12 protein-coding genes are annotated in these 15,321 nt (G+C 67.3%); 6 read left to right on the top strand and 6 right to left on the bottom strand.

Features of this window, described 5'->3' with window-relative positions; translation table 11 throughout:
- Window positions 1-104 precede the first annotated feature (104 nt).
- The gene (locus ACM0M4_RS27655; RefSeq protein ID WP_221345452.1) at window positions 105-1,985 is read right to left on the bottom strand and encodes a diguanylate cyclase; all 1,881 of its coding nucleotides are present in this window, start codon (window positions 1,983-1,985) and stop codon (window positions 105-107) included.
- Between the two features lie 213 nt (window positions 1,986-2,198).
- Between ACM0M4_RS27655 and ACM0M4_RS27650 the strand changes: the two genes are divergently transcribed.
- The 5 genes from ACM0M4_RS27650 to ACM0M4_RS27630 all read left to right on the top strand — a co-directional run bounded on the left by ACM0M4_RS27650 (window position 2,199) and on the right by ACM0M4_RS27630 (window position 10,121).
- Window positions 2,199-4,442, top strand: coding sequence for a YgiQ family radical SAM protein (locus tag ACM0M4_RS27650; protein ID WP_003100007.1), 2,244 nt, complete (start codon window positions 2,199-2,201; stop codon window positions 4,440-4,442).
- A gap of 261 nt (window positions 4,443-4,703) precedes the next feature.
- Window positions 4,704-7,202, top strand: coding sequence for a circularly permuted type 2 ATP-grasp protein (locus ACM0M4_RS27645; RefSeq protein WP_023110464.1), 2,499 nt, complete (start codon window positions 4,704-4,706; stop codon window positions 7,200-7,202).
- Entirely contained in the window at window positions 7,202-8,137 is a 936-nt protein-coding gene (locus ACM0M4_RS27640) for a transglutaminase family protein (protein WP_003100003.1), read from the top strand. Before ACM0M4_RS27645 ends, ACM0M4_RS27640 begins: the two co-directional genes overlap by 1 nt.
- A gap of 250 nt (window positions 8,138-8,387) precedes the next feature.
- Window positions 8,388-9,239: a mechanosensitive ion channel family protein gene (locus tag ACM0M4_RS27635; protein WP_003095599.1), complete on the top strand. Its 852-nt coding sequence runs from the start codon at window positions 8,388-8,390 to the stop codon at window positions 9,237-9,239.
- Between the two features lie 186 nt (window positions 9,240-9,425).
- A complete protein-coding gene (locus ACM0M4_RS27630) occupies window positions 9,426-10,121 on the top strand; it encodes a peptidoglycan DD-metalloendopeptidase family protein (protein WP_003112288.1) in 696 nt (231 codons plus the stop codon).
- A gap of 12 nt (window positions 10,122-10,133) precedes the next feature.
- Here the strand turns inward: ACM0M4_RS27630 and ACM0M4_RS27625 are convergent, their stop codons facing one another.
- Window positions 10,134-10,721, bottom strand: coding sequence for a TIGR00730 family Rossman fold protein (locus ACM0M4_RS27625; RefSeq protein WP_003161293.1), 588 nt, complete (start codon window positions 10,719-10,721; stop codon window positions 10,134-10,136).
- A 275-nt stretch (window positions 10,722-10,996) separates the two neighbouring features.
- On the opposite strand from ACM0M4_RS27625, the gene azu reads away from it, so the two are divergent.
- Complete coding sequence (azu, locus tag ACM0M4_RS27620; protein WP_003095591.1) at window positions 10,997-11,443, top strand: azurin; 447 nt, start codon at window positions 10,997-10,999, stop codon at window positions 11,441-11,443.
- Window positions 11,444-11,511: 68 nt separating this feature from the next.
- On the opposite strand, the gene choE is transcribed toward azu, so the two are convergent.
- From choE to ACM0M4_RS27600, 4 genes are all read right to left on the bottom strand, one after another.
- Window positions 11,512-12,435, bottom strand: coding sequence for a cholinesterase ChoE (gene choE, locus ACM0M4_RS27615; RefSeq protein WP_003100000.1), 924 nt, complete (start codon window positions 12,433-12,435; stop codon window positions 11,512-11,514).
- Between the two features lie 133 nt (window positions 12,436-12,568).
- Complete coding sequence (gene nadE / locus ACM0M4_RS27610; RefSeq protein WP_003099998.1) at window positions 12,569-13,396, bottom strand: ammonia-dependent NAD(+) synthetase; 828 nt, start codon at window positions 13,394-13,396, stop codon at window positions 12,569-12,571.
- A gap of 28 nt (window positions 13,397-13,424) precedes the next feature.
- Window positions 13,425-14,624 (bottom strand): nicotinate phosphoribosyltransferase, encoded by a 1,200-nt coding sequence (pncB, locus tag ACM0M4_RS27605; protein WP_003099996.1) that lies wholly within the window; start codon window positions 14,622-14,624, stop codon window positions 13,425-13,427.
- Window positions 14,625-14,626: 2 nt separating this feature from the next.
- The gene (locus tag ACM0M4_RS27600) at window positions 14,627-15,286 is read right to left on the bottom strand and encodes a nicotinamidase (RefSeq protein ID WP_003095584.1); all 660 of its coding nucleotides are present in this window, start codon (window positions 15,284-15,286) and stop codon (window positions 14,627-14,629) included.
- Window positions 15,287-15,321 lie beyond the last annotated feature (35 nt).

Raw genomic sequence — 15,321 nt, 5'->3', positions numbered from 1 at the left:
CGATTTTTATATTTCTACTCGTTTTGAGCGTTTTACTCGCAGGTCTGGAAATCATCTTTCAAAGGAATTGTAGGATAGCTCGATATGTGGGCTGTCTCCAGGCTTCATTTGTAAGTTCGAAGGCTGTCCATGGCTTGCTCCAACTGTAGCTCCTGGACCATCGCATAGCCGGCGCGCCCGGCGCCCTTGACCCGGTACAGCGCCTGGTCGGCGGCCTTGTAGAGTTTGCCGAACTGCAGGGCGTCGCCGGGAAACAGGGCGACGCCGATGCTCGGTGTGATCACCAGCCACTGCTTGGCGAACTCCACCGGTTTCGCCAGTTCTCGCAGCAGGCGTTCGGCGATGTCGCGGGCATGCTGTTCGGCATTCGACCCGCCGACCAGCACGGCGAATTCGTCGCCGCCGAGGCGCGCCACGCAATCCTCGGTGCGCACGCAATGGCGCAGCCGCTGGGCCACGTTCTGCAGGACGAAGTCGCCGGCATCGTGGCCATGGGTATCGGTGATCGGCTTGAAGTGATCCAGGTCGATCAGCAGCAGCGCCATGCTGTTGCCGTGGCGGCGCGCGTCGTCCAGGGCGCTTTCGGCGAACTCCATCAGGTGCCTGCGGTTGCCAAGCCCGGTCAGCGGGTCGTGATGGGCGGCGTACTGCAGTTGCGCTTCGCGCATCTGCAACTGGCGATTGGCCTCGCTCAACTCGTTGGTACGGACTTCCACGGCGCGTGCCAGGTCGCGCTGGGCGCTGTGCAGCAGGGCCAGGCGCGCGTTCTTTTCCTGGTCGGCCTGGTCCAGGGCCAGGGCCCTTTCCTGCTTCAGATCCTGGATGCGCGAGGCGAGCGCCAGGGAGAACAGCAGGGCCTCCAGGGTCAGCGCCAGCGGGAAGACCATGGCGTTGGCCGAGGTCGGCTGGACCAGCGCGGTGGCGCGCATCACGCCAAGGCTGACGCTGCCGAGCACCAGGCCGAAGCCGACCAGGTACAGGCGCGCCGTGGCCGAACCCTGGCGCCAGCGCTGCACTGCCAGGCCGATGGCGATCGGCAGGTTGGCCAGCAGGGTCAGCGCCAGCACGCCGGCCGCCTGCCAGCGCCAGCCGGCGGCGTTGAACGCCAGGCAGGCAAGGAACAGCAGGCAACAGGCGTTCAGCAGGTGATGGGCCCAGCGTGCGTGCTGCCGGCTTTGCAGCAGGTTCTGGCTGAAGCGGATCACGCAGATGCCCCAGATCGCCAGCAGCGCCAGGCGGTCAAGCCACCAGGGCACCGCCCGCTCGGGCCAGAAATACTCGAAACCATGGCCGCTGATGCTCAGGGTCAGCACCAGCGCGCTGGCAGCGGTCAGCACGTACCAGAAATAGGCGCGATCGCGCAGGCTGGTGAAGAGGAACAGGTTGTACAGCAGCAGGGCGAGGATCAGCCCGTAGGCCATGCCGAACAGCAGGTTGCCCTGGCTGCGGTATTCCAGCAGTTCGTCGTGGCTCCAGAGCCTCAGCGGAAAGGCGTTGCCGCCGGGATCGTAGCTGCGCAGGTAGACGCGCAACGGCCCATCGCCGGGAGGGATCCGGAACAGCGGATGACGGTAGGCGTGGTCGCGGCCCTCGGCGAAGGGCACCGCTTCGCCGCTGCGATGTTCACGGAACCCGCCGCGCTCGTCGGGGAGATACAGGCGCAGGTCGTGCAGGCTGGCGCTGGCGACTTCCAGCCACCAGCCGCCGGATACCGCCTCGCGTCTCGGCAGGTCGAGGCGCAGCCACCAGGCGCTGCGGCTGAGGCCGACGCTGGTGCGGCCGGCGGCGGCGACGAAGCGGCCGGCCTGCTCCGCTTGTTCGAGGTCCTCCACCGCCAGGTTGCCATCGGGGTCTTCGAGCAGGTCCAGCGAGCCGTTCAACCAGGCGCCGCTGGCCGGAGGCGCCGGAAACTCCGGCGCGGCGCGCGAAACGGCGCTGGCCAGTAGCAGGAAGATGACCGCGAGCAGGGCAAGAGGATGGCGCACGATGACTCTCCCGGGGGCCTGCCTTAGAGGCCGGGTGAGATGACGATGAATGGAGTATAGAAACAAGATGGCTAAATGATGGCATTTTTTCGAAGCCGGCCGACGACAGGCAATACCCAGTGAAAACGTCGGAATTGCTCATTTTTTGTGCTATATTCCGCGCCCCGCGTTTTCGCGACCCCCCATTCCTAGAGATACCCCCTGGTGCCCGTGATGCAAGCCGCCAAGCCGCTGTTCGACTATCCCAAGTACTGGGCCGAGTGTTTCGGTCCGGCGCCCTTCCTGCCTATGAGTAGGGAAGAGATGGATCAGCTCGGCTGGGACTCCTGCGACATCATCATCGTCACCGGCGATGCCTACGTCGACCACCCGTCCTTCGGCATGGCCATCATCGGCCGCCTGCTGGAGGCCCAGGGGTTCCGCGTCGGCATCATCGCCCAGCCGGACTGGCAGTCGAAGGACGACTTCATGAAGCTCGGCGAGCCGAACCTGTTCTTCGGCGTGGCGGCCGGCAACATGGACTCGATGATCAACCGCTATACCGCGGACAAGAAGGTCCGTTCCGACGACGCTTACACCCCCGGCGGCCTGGCCGGCAAGCGCCCGGACCGCGCCAGCCTGGTCTATAGCCAGCGCTGCAAGGAGGCCTACAGCCATGTGCCGGTGATCCTCGGCGGGATCGAGGCCTCGTTGCGGCGCATCGCCCATTACGACTACTGGCAGGACAAGGTCCGCCGCTCGATCCTGATGGACGCCACGGCCGACATCCTGCTCTACGGCAACGCCGAGCGTGCGGTGGTGGAAATCGCCCAGCGCCTGGCCCAGGGCGAACTGGTGAGCGCGATCACCGACGTGCGCGGCACCGCCTTCGTCCGTCGCGACACCCCGGAGGGCTGGTTCGAGATCGATTCCACGCGGATCGACCGGCCGGGCAAGATCGACAAGATCATCAATCCCTACGTGAACACCCAGGACACCGCCGCCTGCGCCATCGAGCAGGAAAAGGGCGCGCAGGAGGACCCGCAGGAAGCCAAGGTCGTGCAGTTGCTGGCGAACCCCAGGCTGACCCGGGAGAAGACCGTGATCCGCCTGCCGTCTTTCGAGAAGGTGCGCAACGACCCGGTGCTCTATGCCCACGCCAACCGCGTGCTGCACCTGGAGACCAACCCGGGCAACGCCCGTGCCCTGGTGCAGAAGCACGGCGAAGTGGATGTCTGGTTCAACCCGCCGCCCATTCCGATGAGCACCGAGGAAATGGACTACGTGTTCGGCATGCCCTATGCCCGCGTGCCGCACCCGGCCTACGGCAAGGCGAAGATTCCCGCCTACGAGATGATCCGCTTCTCGGTGAACATCATGCGTGGCTGCTTCGGCGGCTGCACCTTCTGCTCGATCACCGAGCATGAGGGACGGATCATCCAGAACCGCTCGCACGACTCGATCATCCGCGAGATCGAGGAGATGCGCGACAAGGTGCCCGGCTTCACCGGCGTGGTCTCCGACCTTGGCGGACCGACGGCGAACATGTACCGCATCGCCTGCAAGAGCCCGGACATCGAGCGGCACTGCCGCAAGCCATCCTGCGTGTTCCCCGGCATCTGCGAGAACCTCGATACCGACCACAGCTCGCTGATCGAGCTGTACCGCAAGGCCCGGGCGCTGCCGGGGGTGAAGAAGATCCTGATCGCCTCCGGCCTGCGCTACGACCTCGCCGTCGAGTCGCCCGAGTACGTCAAGGAACTGGTGACCCACCACGTCGGCGGCTACCTGAAGATCGCCCCGGAGCACACCGAGCGCGGTCCGCTGGACAAGATGATGAAGCCGGGGATCGGCACCTACGACCGCTTCAAGCAGATGTTCGAGAAGTTCTCGAAGGAAGCCGGCAAGGAGCAGTACCTGATCCCGTACTTCATCGCCGCCCATCCCGGGACCACCGACGAAGACATGATGAACCTGGCCCTGTGGCTCAAGCGCAACGGCTTCCGCGCCGACCAGGTCCAGGCGTTCTATCCTTCGCCGATGGCCACTGCCACCGCTATGTATCACTCGGGCAAGAACCCGCTGCGCAAGGTCACCTACAAGAGCGATGGCGTGACCATCGTCAAGAGCGACCAGCAGCGGCGCCTGCACAAGGCCTTCCTGCGCTACCACGACCCGAAAGGCTGGCCGCTGCTGCGCGAGGCGCTGGAGCGGATGGGGCGCGCCGACCTGATCGGCAATGGCAAGCACCACCTGGTCCCGACCTACCAGCCGGATACCGGCGAATACCAGAGCGCCCGGCGGAAGAACTCGACGCCGGCCGGCAGCAAGAAGGCCGGCAAGCTGCTGACCCAGCATACCGGCCTGCCGCCACGCGCCAGCGACGGTGGTAAGCCGTGGAGCAAGGGTCAGCAGAACAAGGCGACGGCCTTCGCCAAGGGCAAGAAGAAGTCGCGCCAGCCGAACATCCCGCGCTGATCGCCGGGGCGGCCCTGCCGCCCGCAAAGCGTGCGCGGCTGCAACCTTGCCTGCGGTCGCGCACCGTCGCAGTGCATTGCCGCGGCACGACCTCCTGGCCGCCCGGGCCTGACGGCGCTGGCACAAGTCTTGCGCTTCCGGGGCATCCCGGTCTTCACGAAGAACCGTCGTGGCGGACCCGGCAACGCCTCGTCGCTTCGCTCCGGCGTCGCGCCGCCGACTCCGCTACAGTGACCGCAACCCCAGCCCCGCGAGCCTTCGATGCCCGAGCTGCTTGCCCACTATCCGTTCACCGATACGGCCTACCACGAGTTGCTCGATCGCCAGGGCGGCGTGCGTCCCCATTGGCAGCGGCTGTTCCGCCAACTGGAGCGCAGCAGCCCTGAGCAATTGCGCCAGCGCCAGGCCCTGGTGGAACGGCAGATCCAGGAGAACGGCGTCACCTACAACGTTTACGCCGATCCCAAGGGCACCGACCGCCCCTGGGCGCTGGACCTTCTGCCGAACCTGCTGTCCGCCGCCGAGTGGCAGCCGATCGCCGCTGGTGTGGCGCAGCGTGCTCGGCTGCTCAATGCGCTGCTGGCCGACCTGTACGGCGACCAGCGTCTGCTCGCCGAAGGGCTGCTGCCCAGCGAACTGGTCTTCGGCCATCCGAACTTCCTCTGGCCGGCGCTCGGCATCCGGCCGCCCGGCGGGATCTTCCTGCACAGCTATGCCGTCGACCTGGCGCGCGATGCCGACGGACGCTGGCAGGTCCTCGCCGACCGCACCCAGGCGCCGTCCGGCGCGGGCTATGCGCTGGAGAACCGGCAGATCGTCTCGCGGGCCTTGCCGGAACTCTATCGCGACCTGCGCGTGCAGCATCTCGCCGGGTATTTCCGCACCCTGCAGGAGACCCTCGCCAGCCAGGCCGCCGGCGACGGCGAGACGCCGCTGGTGGTGCTGCTGACTCCCGGACGTTTCAACGAAACCTACTTCGAGCATCTCTACCTGGCGCGCCAGCTCGGTTTCCCGCTGGTCGAGGGGCACGACCTGACGGTGCGCGACGCCACCCTCTATCTCAAGACCCTCGGCGGCCTGAAACGGGTGCACGCGGTATTGCGGCGCCTCGATGACGACTTCTGCGACCCGCTGGAATTGCGTACCGACTCGGCGCTGGGCATTCCCGGCCTGCTCGAGGCGGTACGCCAGGGGCGCGTACTGGTGGCCAACGCGTTGGGCAGCGGGGTGCTGGAATCGCCCGGCCTGCTCGGCTTCCTGCCGCAGGCCTGTCGCCGCCTGCTGGGCGAGGAGTTGGCGCTGCCCTCGCTCGACACCCGCTGGTGCGGCGAGCCGCAGGCCCTCGAGGCGATACTCGCGGCACTGCCCGACCTGGTGATCAAGCCGGCCTTTCCCGGCCAGCGCTGCGAACCGCTGTTCGGCCACGCCCTCGACGGTGCCGGCCTGGCATCCCTCGGCGAGCGCTTGCGCGAGCGCCCGCAGGCCTACGTGGCGCAACGCCTGGCGCAGTTGTCCCAGGCGCCGGTCTGGCGCGACGGCGAGGCCGGCGTCGGCCTGCAGTCGCGGGCCATCGGCATGCGCGTGTTCGCCGTCGCCGCCGCCGACGGACGCTACTGGGTGATGCCCGGCGGTCTGACCCGCGTAGCCTCGGCGGCGGACGCCGAAGTGGTGTCGATGCAGCGCGGCGGGGCGAGCAAGGACACCTGGGTGCTGGCCGAGCGAGCAGTCGGCGGCGAGCCGTTGCGACCGCGCCGGCTCGGCGTGCGCGACCTGGTCCGCGAAGACCCCTACCTGCCGTCGCGGGTGGTGGAGAACCTGTTCTGGTACGGCCGCTATGCCGAGCGTTGCGACGACCATGCGCGCCTGTTGCGGGTGGTGCTGTCGCGCTACGTGGATGCCGATGGCGACGAAGAGGCGTTGCGCAGCGCCCTGGCCCTGGCCGGCGGCATCGGCCTGCTGCCCGGGGATGGCGAGCCGTTGGAAAGGTGCCTGTTGCGGGCGTTGCTCGACGAGCACTGGCCGGCGAGCCTGTGCGCCAACCTGCGGCGCCTGCACTGGGCGGCGGCGCAGGTGCGCGGGCGCTTGTCCGGGGAGAACTGGCTGGCCTTGCTGGAGCTGCAACGCGACATGCAGGCGCTCGATCCGGCACGCACCGACCTCGGCGAAGCGCTGGACTTCCTCAACCGGCTAGTGATGTCCCTGGCCGCGTTGTCCGGTTTCGCCCTCGACGACATGACCCGCGACGACGGCTGGCGTTTCCTGATGATCGGCCGGCGCATCGAGCGCGTGCGCTTCTTCGCCGAGAGCATCGCCGCCTTCCTCGACGGCGGTAGCGCCTGGGACGCCGGCGCGCTGGAGTGGCTGCTGGAGCTGGGTAACAGCGGCATCACCTACCGCTCGCGCTACCTGGCGTCGCCGCAGCTGGTCCCGGTGCTCGACCTGCTCCTGTTGCACGAGCAGAACCCGCACTCGCTGCGCTTCCAGTTGCAGGCCCTGGAGCGTTCGCTGGAGCGCCTGCACGAGGAGTTCGGCGCGCCACGCGAGCGGGAACTCAGGACCCTGGGCGAACGCCTGCGCAGCTTCGATCTGGCGGCCCTGGAAAGCCCGCTGTTCGGCGCGGCAGGACTCGACGAGGTGCTCGTCGGGCTGGCGCGACTGCTGCGCGACATCGCCGCCTGCGCCGGACAGGTCTCCGATCGGCTAGGCTTGCGCTATTTCGCCCATGTCGACGATGTCAGCCAGAGAACGGTATCCACCTGATGTCCGCACCCGCGCTTCGCTCCGTTCCGCTCCAGGGCGCCCGCTACCAGGTGCTGCACGACACCCATTACCGCTATGCGACGCCGGTCTCGCTGTCGCGGCAACTGGCGCATCTCTGGCCACGCGAATGCGCCTGGCAGGCCTGTCATGAGCGGGCACTGCTGATCGAGCCGGGGCCGAGCCGGCGCGAGGATGGCCACGACGCATTCGGCAATCCGCTGAGCCGGCTGGCCTTCGAGCGTCCCCACGAGGCGCTGCGGGTCAGCGCGCGACTGCAGGTCGAAGTGTTCGCCCATGCGCCGGCGCAACTGACCGCGTCGCCGGCATGGGAAACCGTCGCCGCCGGGCTGGCATTTTCCGGGCGGGCGCTGTCCGCCGCCGAGCTGGAAGCCTGCCGCTATCGCGTCGAGTCGCCCTATGTGCGCATCCAGCGGCGATTCGCCGAGTTCGCCGCCGACTGCTTCCCGCCCGGACGGCCGTTGCTGGTGGCGGCAGCGGCACTGATGGAGAAGATCTTCCGCGAGTTCGCCTTCGATGCGCAGGCCACCCAGGTGGCGACGCCGCTGGACGAAGTGCTGGAGCGCCGTCGCGGGGTCTGCCAGGACTTCGCCCACCTGATGCTCGCCTGCCTGCGCGCGCGCGGACTGGCGGCGCGCTACGTCAGCGGCTACCTGCTGACCCGCCCGCCGCCCGGACAGGCGCGACTGATCGGTGCCGACGCCTCGCATGCCTGGGTCTCGCTGTATTGTCCGGAGAACGGCTGGGTGGATTTCGACCCGACCAACGACCTGTTGCCCGACCTGGAGCACATCACCCTGGCCTGGGGGCGGGATTTTTCCGATGTGTCGCCGTTGCGCGGGGTGATCCTCGGTGGCGGTAGCCATGACCCGGAGGTGCGGGTGACGGTGCTGCCGCTACAGGAAACAGCCGGCTGATCAAAAAGTGATCGGTCCCGCGGAGGCCCTGCTGCCCGGGACTCCCGGACCTTTTCACCCAGGTTGTCCACAGCCTCGCCCACGCCGTTTGGGGACAACGAAGCGGTGCTCCGGCAAATTCGCGGCGCCGTGCTAGCTTTTCCAGAATCCGCTACGGACGTTGTCGGGCCAAGGGCCGGAGCCTGCCTTTCCGGTGCCAGGGGCGGTTCTCGTACGGAGCCAGACTCCTTCCTTGCGCACGGTGAGCGATATGGATGACACGACGATCGTCAACGTAGGTACCGAGAAGATCAACGCGCTCTGGGCGACGGTGTCCCAGTACGCCTTCGCCTTCGGCATCAAGATTCTCGCGGCCATCGCCTTCTGGGTGATTGGCCGCTGGCTGATCGGCTTCGCCGTCGGCATGGTGCAGAAATCCCTCGAGCGGCAAAAGGTCGATCCCACCGTGCTGCGCTACGTGGGTTCGTTCATCACGGTGACCCTGAACGTGCTGCTGGTGGTGGGCATCCTCGGTTTCTTCGGCATCCAGACCACCAGCCTGGCGGCGCTGATCGCGGCGGTCGGCCTGGCCATCGGCATGGCCTGGTCGGGATTGCTGGCGAACCTGGCGGCCGGCGGCTTCATCATCGTCCTGCGGCCGTTCAAGGTCGGCGACTTCATCTGCGCCGGCGGAGTGACCGGCACGGTCAAGGAGATCGGCCTGTTCACCACGGCGATCAACACTCCGGACAACGTGCTGACCATGGTCGGCAACAACAAGATATTCGGCGACAACATCCAGAACTTCACCCACAACCCGTTCCGCCGGGTCGAGTTGAAGGCGCAGCTTTCCGGTGCCGCCGACTACCAGGCGGCCATCGCCCTGCTCAAGCAGCGCGTCGCGGCGATTCCCAACGTGCTCGGCGAGCCGCCGGTGGACGTGGAGATCCTCGAGTTCAACCTGGTCGGGCCGGTGCTGGCGGTGCGCCCGTATTGCCACAACGACCATTACTGGCAGGTCTATTTCGATACCAACAAGGTGATCAAGGACGCCCTCGGCGCCGACTTCCCGGCACCGATGCCGGCGCAGACGGTGATCGTGCAGCAGTCCGCCGGCGCCTGACGTTTCCCGCTCGGCACCGACGCCCCGTCCTGCGGGGCGTTGGCGTTTGTGCGCGGACCGGGTGGCGGGCCGCGCGGAGAAAACGGGCCATCGGCGAGTCCAACGGGCACCCCGGCGAACAAGGTATAGTGCGGGCCTGCAACCGTCGCCGCAGCCGGCCGGGTTTCATCGGGAAAAGGATTCCGTGTGTTCTTCAGATTGCTCTTGATCGCCGTCCTGCTGGCGGTATCCGCGTGCAGCTCCAAGGCTCCCGGCCCGGGGGCGTCGGTGCCGAAGGTCGTGCGCGGCGAGTATCGCGTCAAGCGCGGCGACACCCTCTATTCGATCGCCACCCGGCACGGCTGGAACTACAAGGACCTGGCGCGCGCCAACGGCATCCGCCCGCCCTACGCGGTCAAGGTCGGCCAGGTGGTGCGCTTCGACGGGCGCAAGTCGACCTACGTCGCCAGTAGCCGCTCTTCGTCTAACACCCGTGCGCGCAAGCCGCCGCCTCCGCCGCCGTCGGTGACCCTGCGCGGCTGGCAGTGGCCGATGAAGGGGCCGGTGATCCGCCGCTTCTCCAGTTCCGACAAGCTCAACAAGGGCATCCGCATCGCTGGCACCCTGGGCCAGCCGGTGCAGGCCTCGCTGGCCGGCAAGGTGGTGTTCGCGGTGAACAACATGCGTGGCTACGGCAACCTGGTGATCATCCAGCACGGTACCTCGTACACCAGCACCTACGCGCACAACAGCCGCTTGCTGGTGAAGGAGGGGCAGATGGTCGGCAAGGGCCAGAAGATCGCCGAGGCCGGTTCCTCGGATGCCGACCGGGTGCAGCTGTACTTCGAGATCCGCCAGAACGGCCGGCCGCTCGACCCGCTGAGCCTGCTGCCGCCGTCCTGAGAGAGGAGCGGATCACTGCGGGGTGCGGTCGACCCACTTCGGCGCCACGCTCGGCGTCCAGGCGGCGAGGGCATCGAGCAGCGCCTCCGGGCTGGCGCCGCGCTGCAGCATGCCGCGGTGTTCGGCGCGGACGAAACGTTCGTCGACCAGGTGGTCGAGGAAAGTCAGCAGCGGGTCGTAGAAACCGTTCACTTCGAGCAGGCCCAGCGGCTTGGCGTGGTAGCCCAGTTGGCCCCAGGTCCAGACCTCGAACAGCTCTTCCAGGGTGCCGAGCCCGCCAGGCAGGGCGATGAAGGCGCCGGCCAGTTCGGCCATGCGTGCCTTGCGCGCGTGCATGCCGTCTACCACTTCCAGGCGGGTCAGGCCCTTGTGGCCGATCTCGGCCTCCTGCAGGCTCTGCGGGATGATCCCGATCACTTCGCCGCCGGCGGCCAATGCGGCGTCCGCCACGGTGCCCATCAGACCGACCGCGCCGCCACCGTAGACCAGGGTCAGGCCGCGCTCGGCCAGGTGCCGGCCGAGGGCCACGGCGGCTTCCTGGTAGACCGGGGAAGCGCCGGGGCTGGCGCCACAGAATACGCAGACGGAACGCAAGGTCATGATCGACTCCTGTCGGGGGTGGAAAAAGGCGCACAGGGTAGCGGCTGGGAGCGCTTCGACCAAGCCGTGCGAAGCGTTGCCGGACGTTGCGTCGCAGGCGCGAAGCGGCACATCTGTGCTAAAACAGGAGTTCCCCGTAGTAAACGCCGGGCAGATCCCGCTCGATGCCCCGCCACGTCCGGTTCGGGTTTGACCTGAATCAGTGGAACTCGGTGCCCGATCGGGCAGTCTGCTCTTTCAGGATTCATCGCCCAACCTGCCTAGGAGGCTGCTCCATGCTACGTAAACTCGCTGCGGTATCCCTGCTGTCCCTGCTCAGTGCGCCGCTGCTGGCTGCCGAGTGCTCGGTGGACATCCAGGGTAACGACCAGATGCAGTTCAACACCAATGCCATCACCGTCGACAAGAGCTGCAAGCAGTTCACCGTCAACCTGTCCCACCCCGGCAACCTGCCGAAGAACGTCATGGGCCACAACTGGGTACTGAGCACCGCCGCCGACATGCAGGGCGTGGTCACCGACGGCATGGCTTCCGGCCTGGACAAGGATTACCTGAAGCCCGACGACAGCCGCGTCATCGCCCACACCAAGCTGATCGGCTCGGGCGAGAAGGACTCGGTGACCTTCGACGTCTCCAAGCTGAAGGAAGGCGAGCAGTACATGTTCTTCTGCACCTTCCCGGGCCACTCCGCGCTGATGAAGGGCACCCTGACCCTGAAGTGATGCGCGAGCGATCCGCTGCATGAAAAAGCCCGGCCGCTGCCGGGCTTTTTCATGGGCGCGCGCCGGGCTCAGCGCGCGTAGCGTGCCGCCATCGCCTCGCCGGCCAGTTGGTGCACGCGCCGGGTCGGATGCCACTCGTCCCAGAAGTAGTACTGGTCCGGGTTGGCGCAGGCCGGGCGGACGCTGGGCTGGGTCGGCTGGCAGGGCGCGTCCAGCTCCACCAGGCCATAGCGCGCCGGGTTGCGCCGCAAGTGGCGGCTGAAGGTGAGATGGTCGAACCAGCTCAGCTCCAGGCCGCGGGTCTTGCGCAGGGCAGCGAGCTGGATCGGCAGGCTGGCGTTGACTGCCTGCAGGTAGCGCTGCGCCCGCTCGACCCGGTTACCGGCGACCACCGCCGGGACCACGCTCAGGTCGGTCGAACTGACCACCAGGAAGCGTCGTGCGCCGGCCTCTCCGAGACGCTGCACCGCGGCGCGGATGTTCGCCACGCTGCTGCCGGCCAGTTGTTCCAGGGGCTGCTCGCCGGCGAAATCCTCGTGCTCGAAGAAATCGTTGGCGGAGACGAAGATGAAGTGCAGCGCCTGGCCATCGACCGGCTTGCCGTCCAGCGTGGCGAGGTAGGCGTCGACCTGGCCGGCGAGGCCGGTATGGCGGTAGGCGCTCATCCAGCCGTAGTAGTTGTCCGCTCCGCTCTTGGCGCCGCCCACCGCATGGTCGGCCAGTTGTGCGCCGAGCTGGCGGGCGAGTACCTCGACGGCGGTCGGGCCGTTGCTCCAGCGGCCCTGCCAGTAGACTTCGCCGGGCAATGCCTGGGCGCCGGCGATGCCCTTGGCGAGCATCTCGCGGGTCAGTCGCTGGCTTTCGCCGTTGTCCGAATAGCTGTCGCCGAAGGCGTGGATCTGCCGTACCGGCGCGAGCAGCGGGGATGTGTGTCCGCAGGCCTGGCCGGCCAGCAGGACACCGAGGAGCAGGGCGGGGAGACGGGTGCGCATGGCTGGCCTTCGCAGGGATACAGCTTCCTTCTAGCGCGCCGCCGCGCGGACTTGAAGACCTGGTTGCGACAGGCACATTCCCGCCCGCGACAAAGGCCCGTCGACGACGGGCCTGCCGCACGGACCGGGAGGCTCAGGGCGCCTTCGGCAGTTCGCGCTTGTGCTGGGTCTTGTGGTAGGTGTCGACGATCACCCGCGCAGCTTCCTCGCGCAGCGGCTGGCCGTGCAGGAAGGCGTCGATCTCGGCATAGGTGACGCCGTGGGAAGCCTCGTCCGGATGGCCGGGGCGCAGGTCCTCGAGGTCGGCGGTGGGGATCTTCTCCACCAGGTTCTCCGGAGCGCCGAGGGCGCGGGCGAGGGCGCGTACCTGATGCTTGGCCAGGCCGCTGAGCGGAGCCAGGTCGCAGGCGCCGTCGCCGAACTTGGTGAAGAACCCCATGACCGCCTCGGCAGCATGGTCGGTGCCGATCACCAGGCCGCCGCGGGCGCCGGCGATGGCGTACTGGGCGACCATGCGGATGCGCGCCTTGATATTGCCGATGACGAAGTCGCTCTTCGCCGGCTCGAGTCCTTCCAGGGCTTCCAGCTGTTCCGCCAGGGCTTTCACCGACGGACCGATGTTGACGGTCTGCTCTTCGTCGGCGCGGATGGTCGCCAGCGAGGCCTGGGCATCGGCCTCGTCCTGCTGCACCTGGTAGGGCAGGCGCACGGCGATGAAGCGGTAGGCCTGGTCGCCGGTCTGCTCGCGCAGTTGCTCGACGGCGCGCTGGGCCAGCAGGCCGGCGGTGAGCGAGTCGACGCCGCCGCTGATCCCCAGCACCAGGGTCTTCAGCCCGGAATCCTTCAGGCACTGCTGGATGAAGGCGATGCGCCGGGCGATCTGCGCCTGCACGTCGGCCTCCGACTGGAACGGCGGCTGGACCTGCAGGGCTTGGGCGATGTCGCGTTGGATCTGTTGCATGTTCGGGCTCCCGTTAGGTGCGAAAGGATTAGGCCGGCACGTTGAAGACGTGGCGGAGGTAGGCGACGAAGTTCTCGTCGCGGCATTGGGTCTTGCCCGGGGCGTCGGATATCTTCGCCACCGGATGGCCGTTGCAGGCCGTCATCTTCAGGACGATGTTCATCGGCTCGACCCCCGGGATGTCGCAGGTCAGGTTGGTGCCGATGCCGAAGCTGACGTTGATCTTGCCACGTAGCGCGCGGAACAGCTGCAACGCCTTGGGCATGTCCAGCCCGTCGGAGAACACCAGGGTCTTGCTCAGCGGGTCGATACCCAGGCGGCGGTAGTGGGCGATGGCTTTCTCCGCCCAGGCCAGCGGGTCGCCCGAATCGTGGCGCAGGCCGTCGAAGAGCTTGGCGAAGTACAGGTCGAAGTCGTCGAGGAAGGCATCCATGGTAATGCAGTCGGTCAGGGCTATGCCGAGCTGTCCGCGGTACTCGCGGACCCAGCAGTCCAGCGCCGCTTGCTGGCTGTCGACCAGCCGCGGGCCGAGTTGCTGATGGGCCATCAGCCATTCGTGGGCCATGGTGCCGATCGGCTTGAGATCGTACTCGCGGGCCAGGTGCACGTTGCTGGTGCCGACGAAGCGCCCGGGGAAGTCGCGCTTGAGGATATGCACCACTTCCTCCTGGGTGCGGTAGGAGAAGCGCCGGCGGGTGCCGAAGTCGGCGACCTGGAATTCCGCGAGTTCCTCGCTGCTGGCCTGGGCGGAGAGCCAGTCGAGCTTGCGATAGAGCTGCTCGCCGACCTGTTCCAGGACCACCTCGCGGTAGCGATAACGGTTGCGCACCTCGCTGACGATGGCCAGCAGCGGCACCTCGAAGAGGATCACGTGCAGCCATGGGCCGCGCAGGCGGATTGCCAGTTGGCCATCCTCGATGCCGGTGTGCACGTAGCGCAGGTTGAAGCGGAACAGGCTGAGGAAGCGGATGAAGTCCGGCTTCATGAACGGGATGCGTTCGAGGAAGGCGAGCTGGTCGGCGGTTACCTCGACTTCGGCGAGGCGCTCGATCTGGTAGCGGATCTCCGCCAGGTACGGACGCAGGTCCTCGGCGTTGCGGCAGCGGAATTCCCACTCCACTTCGGCGTTGGGGTAGTTGTGCAGCACCGCCTGCATCATGGTCAGCTTGTAGAAATCGGTATCGAGCAGGTTCTGCACGATGCGCTCGGCAAAGACGCTTTCGGCCATGTTCACTTCTCCTTGTCGGCGCCGGCGAGGGCGCTATCCAGTCGTTCCAGGTCGGCGCAGAGGATCACCCCGGCGTCGCGCATCTCGTCGCAGGCCCGCTGCGCGGTGTCCTCGGCGATGGCCCGGCAGGCGGGCAGGTAGAGCAGCACCTCGAAACCGGCGCGGCGCAGTTGCAGGGCGGTGTTCTTCACGCAGTAGTCCAGCGCCAGGCCACCCACCAGCACATGGCTCACGCCATTCTGCCTCAGGTATTCGATGACCCCGGTGCTGCGGCGTTCCGCCAGATCGTGGTAGCAGGCGCCGTAGGGATGCAGGTCCGGCTCCACGCCCTTCCAGACGAAGAAGTCGTAGTCGATCGGCCGCGGCAGTTCGTCGAGCAGCTCGAAACCCGGCGTACCCGGTACGCAGTGGCTCACCCAGGTCAGGTCGGCATCCGGATAGGCCAGCGGCCGCAGCATCTGCTCGGCGCTTTCCACTACCCAGGCAGCCTTCGGGCTGTGCGCGTCCTTGCTGCCCAGGCGCAGCGCGGCGCGGCTGGCCAGTTGGTTGAGGGCGGCGCCGATGGCGTCGCCGCCGGGCACCGGCAGTTCGTCCGGGCACAGCGGGGTGAAGCCTTTCTGGGCGTCAACATCGAAGCTGGCGATCTTGCTGGGACGATTCATGGAAGCCTCCGCTTGACGGGTTGGGGCTGAATGTG

The sequence above is a fragment of the Pseudomonas sp. 18-147 genome (genome assembly GCF_051048045.1).
Taxonomy (GTDB): domain Bacteria; phylum Pseudomonadota; class Gammaproteobacteria; order Pseudomonadales; family Pseudomonadaceae; genus Pseudomonas; species Pseudomonas aeruginosa.
The sequence above is the reverse complement of the archived record's forward strand: the minus strand, read 5'-3'. Positions and strand labels throughout refer to the sequence as shown.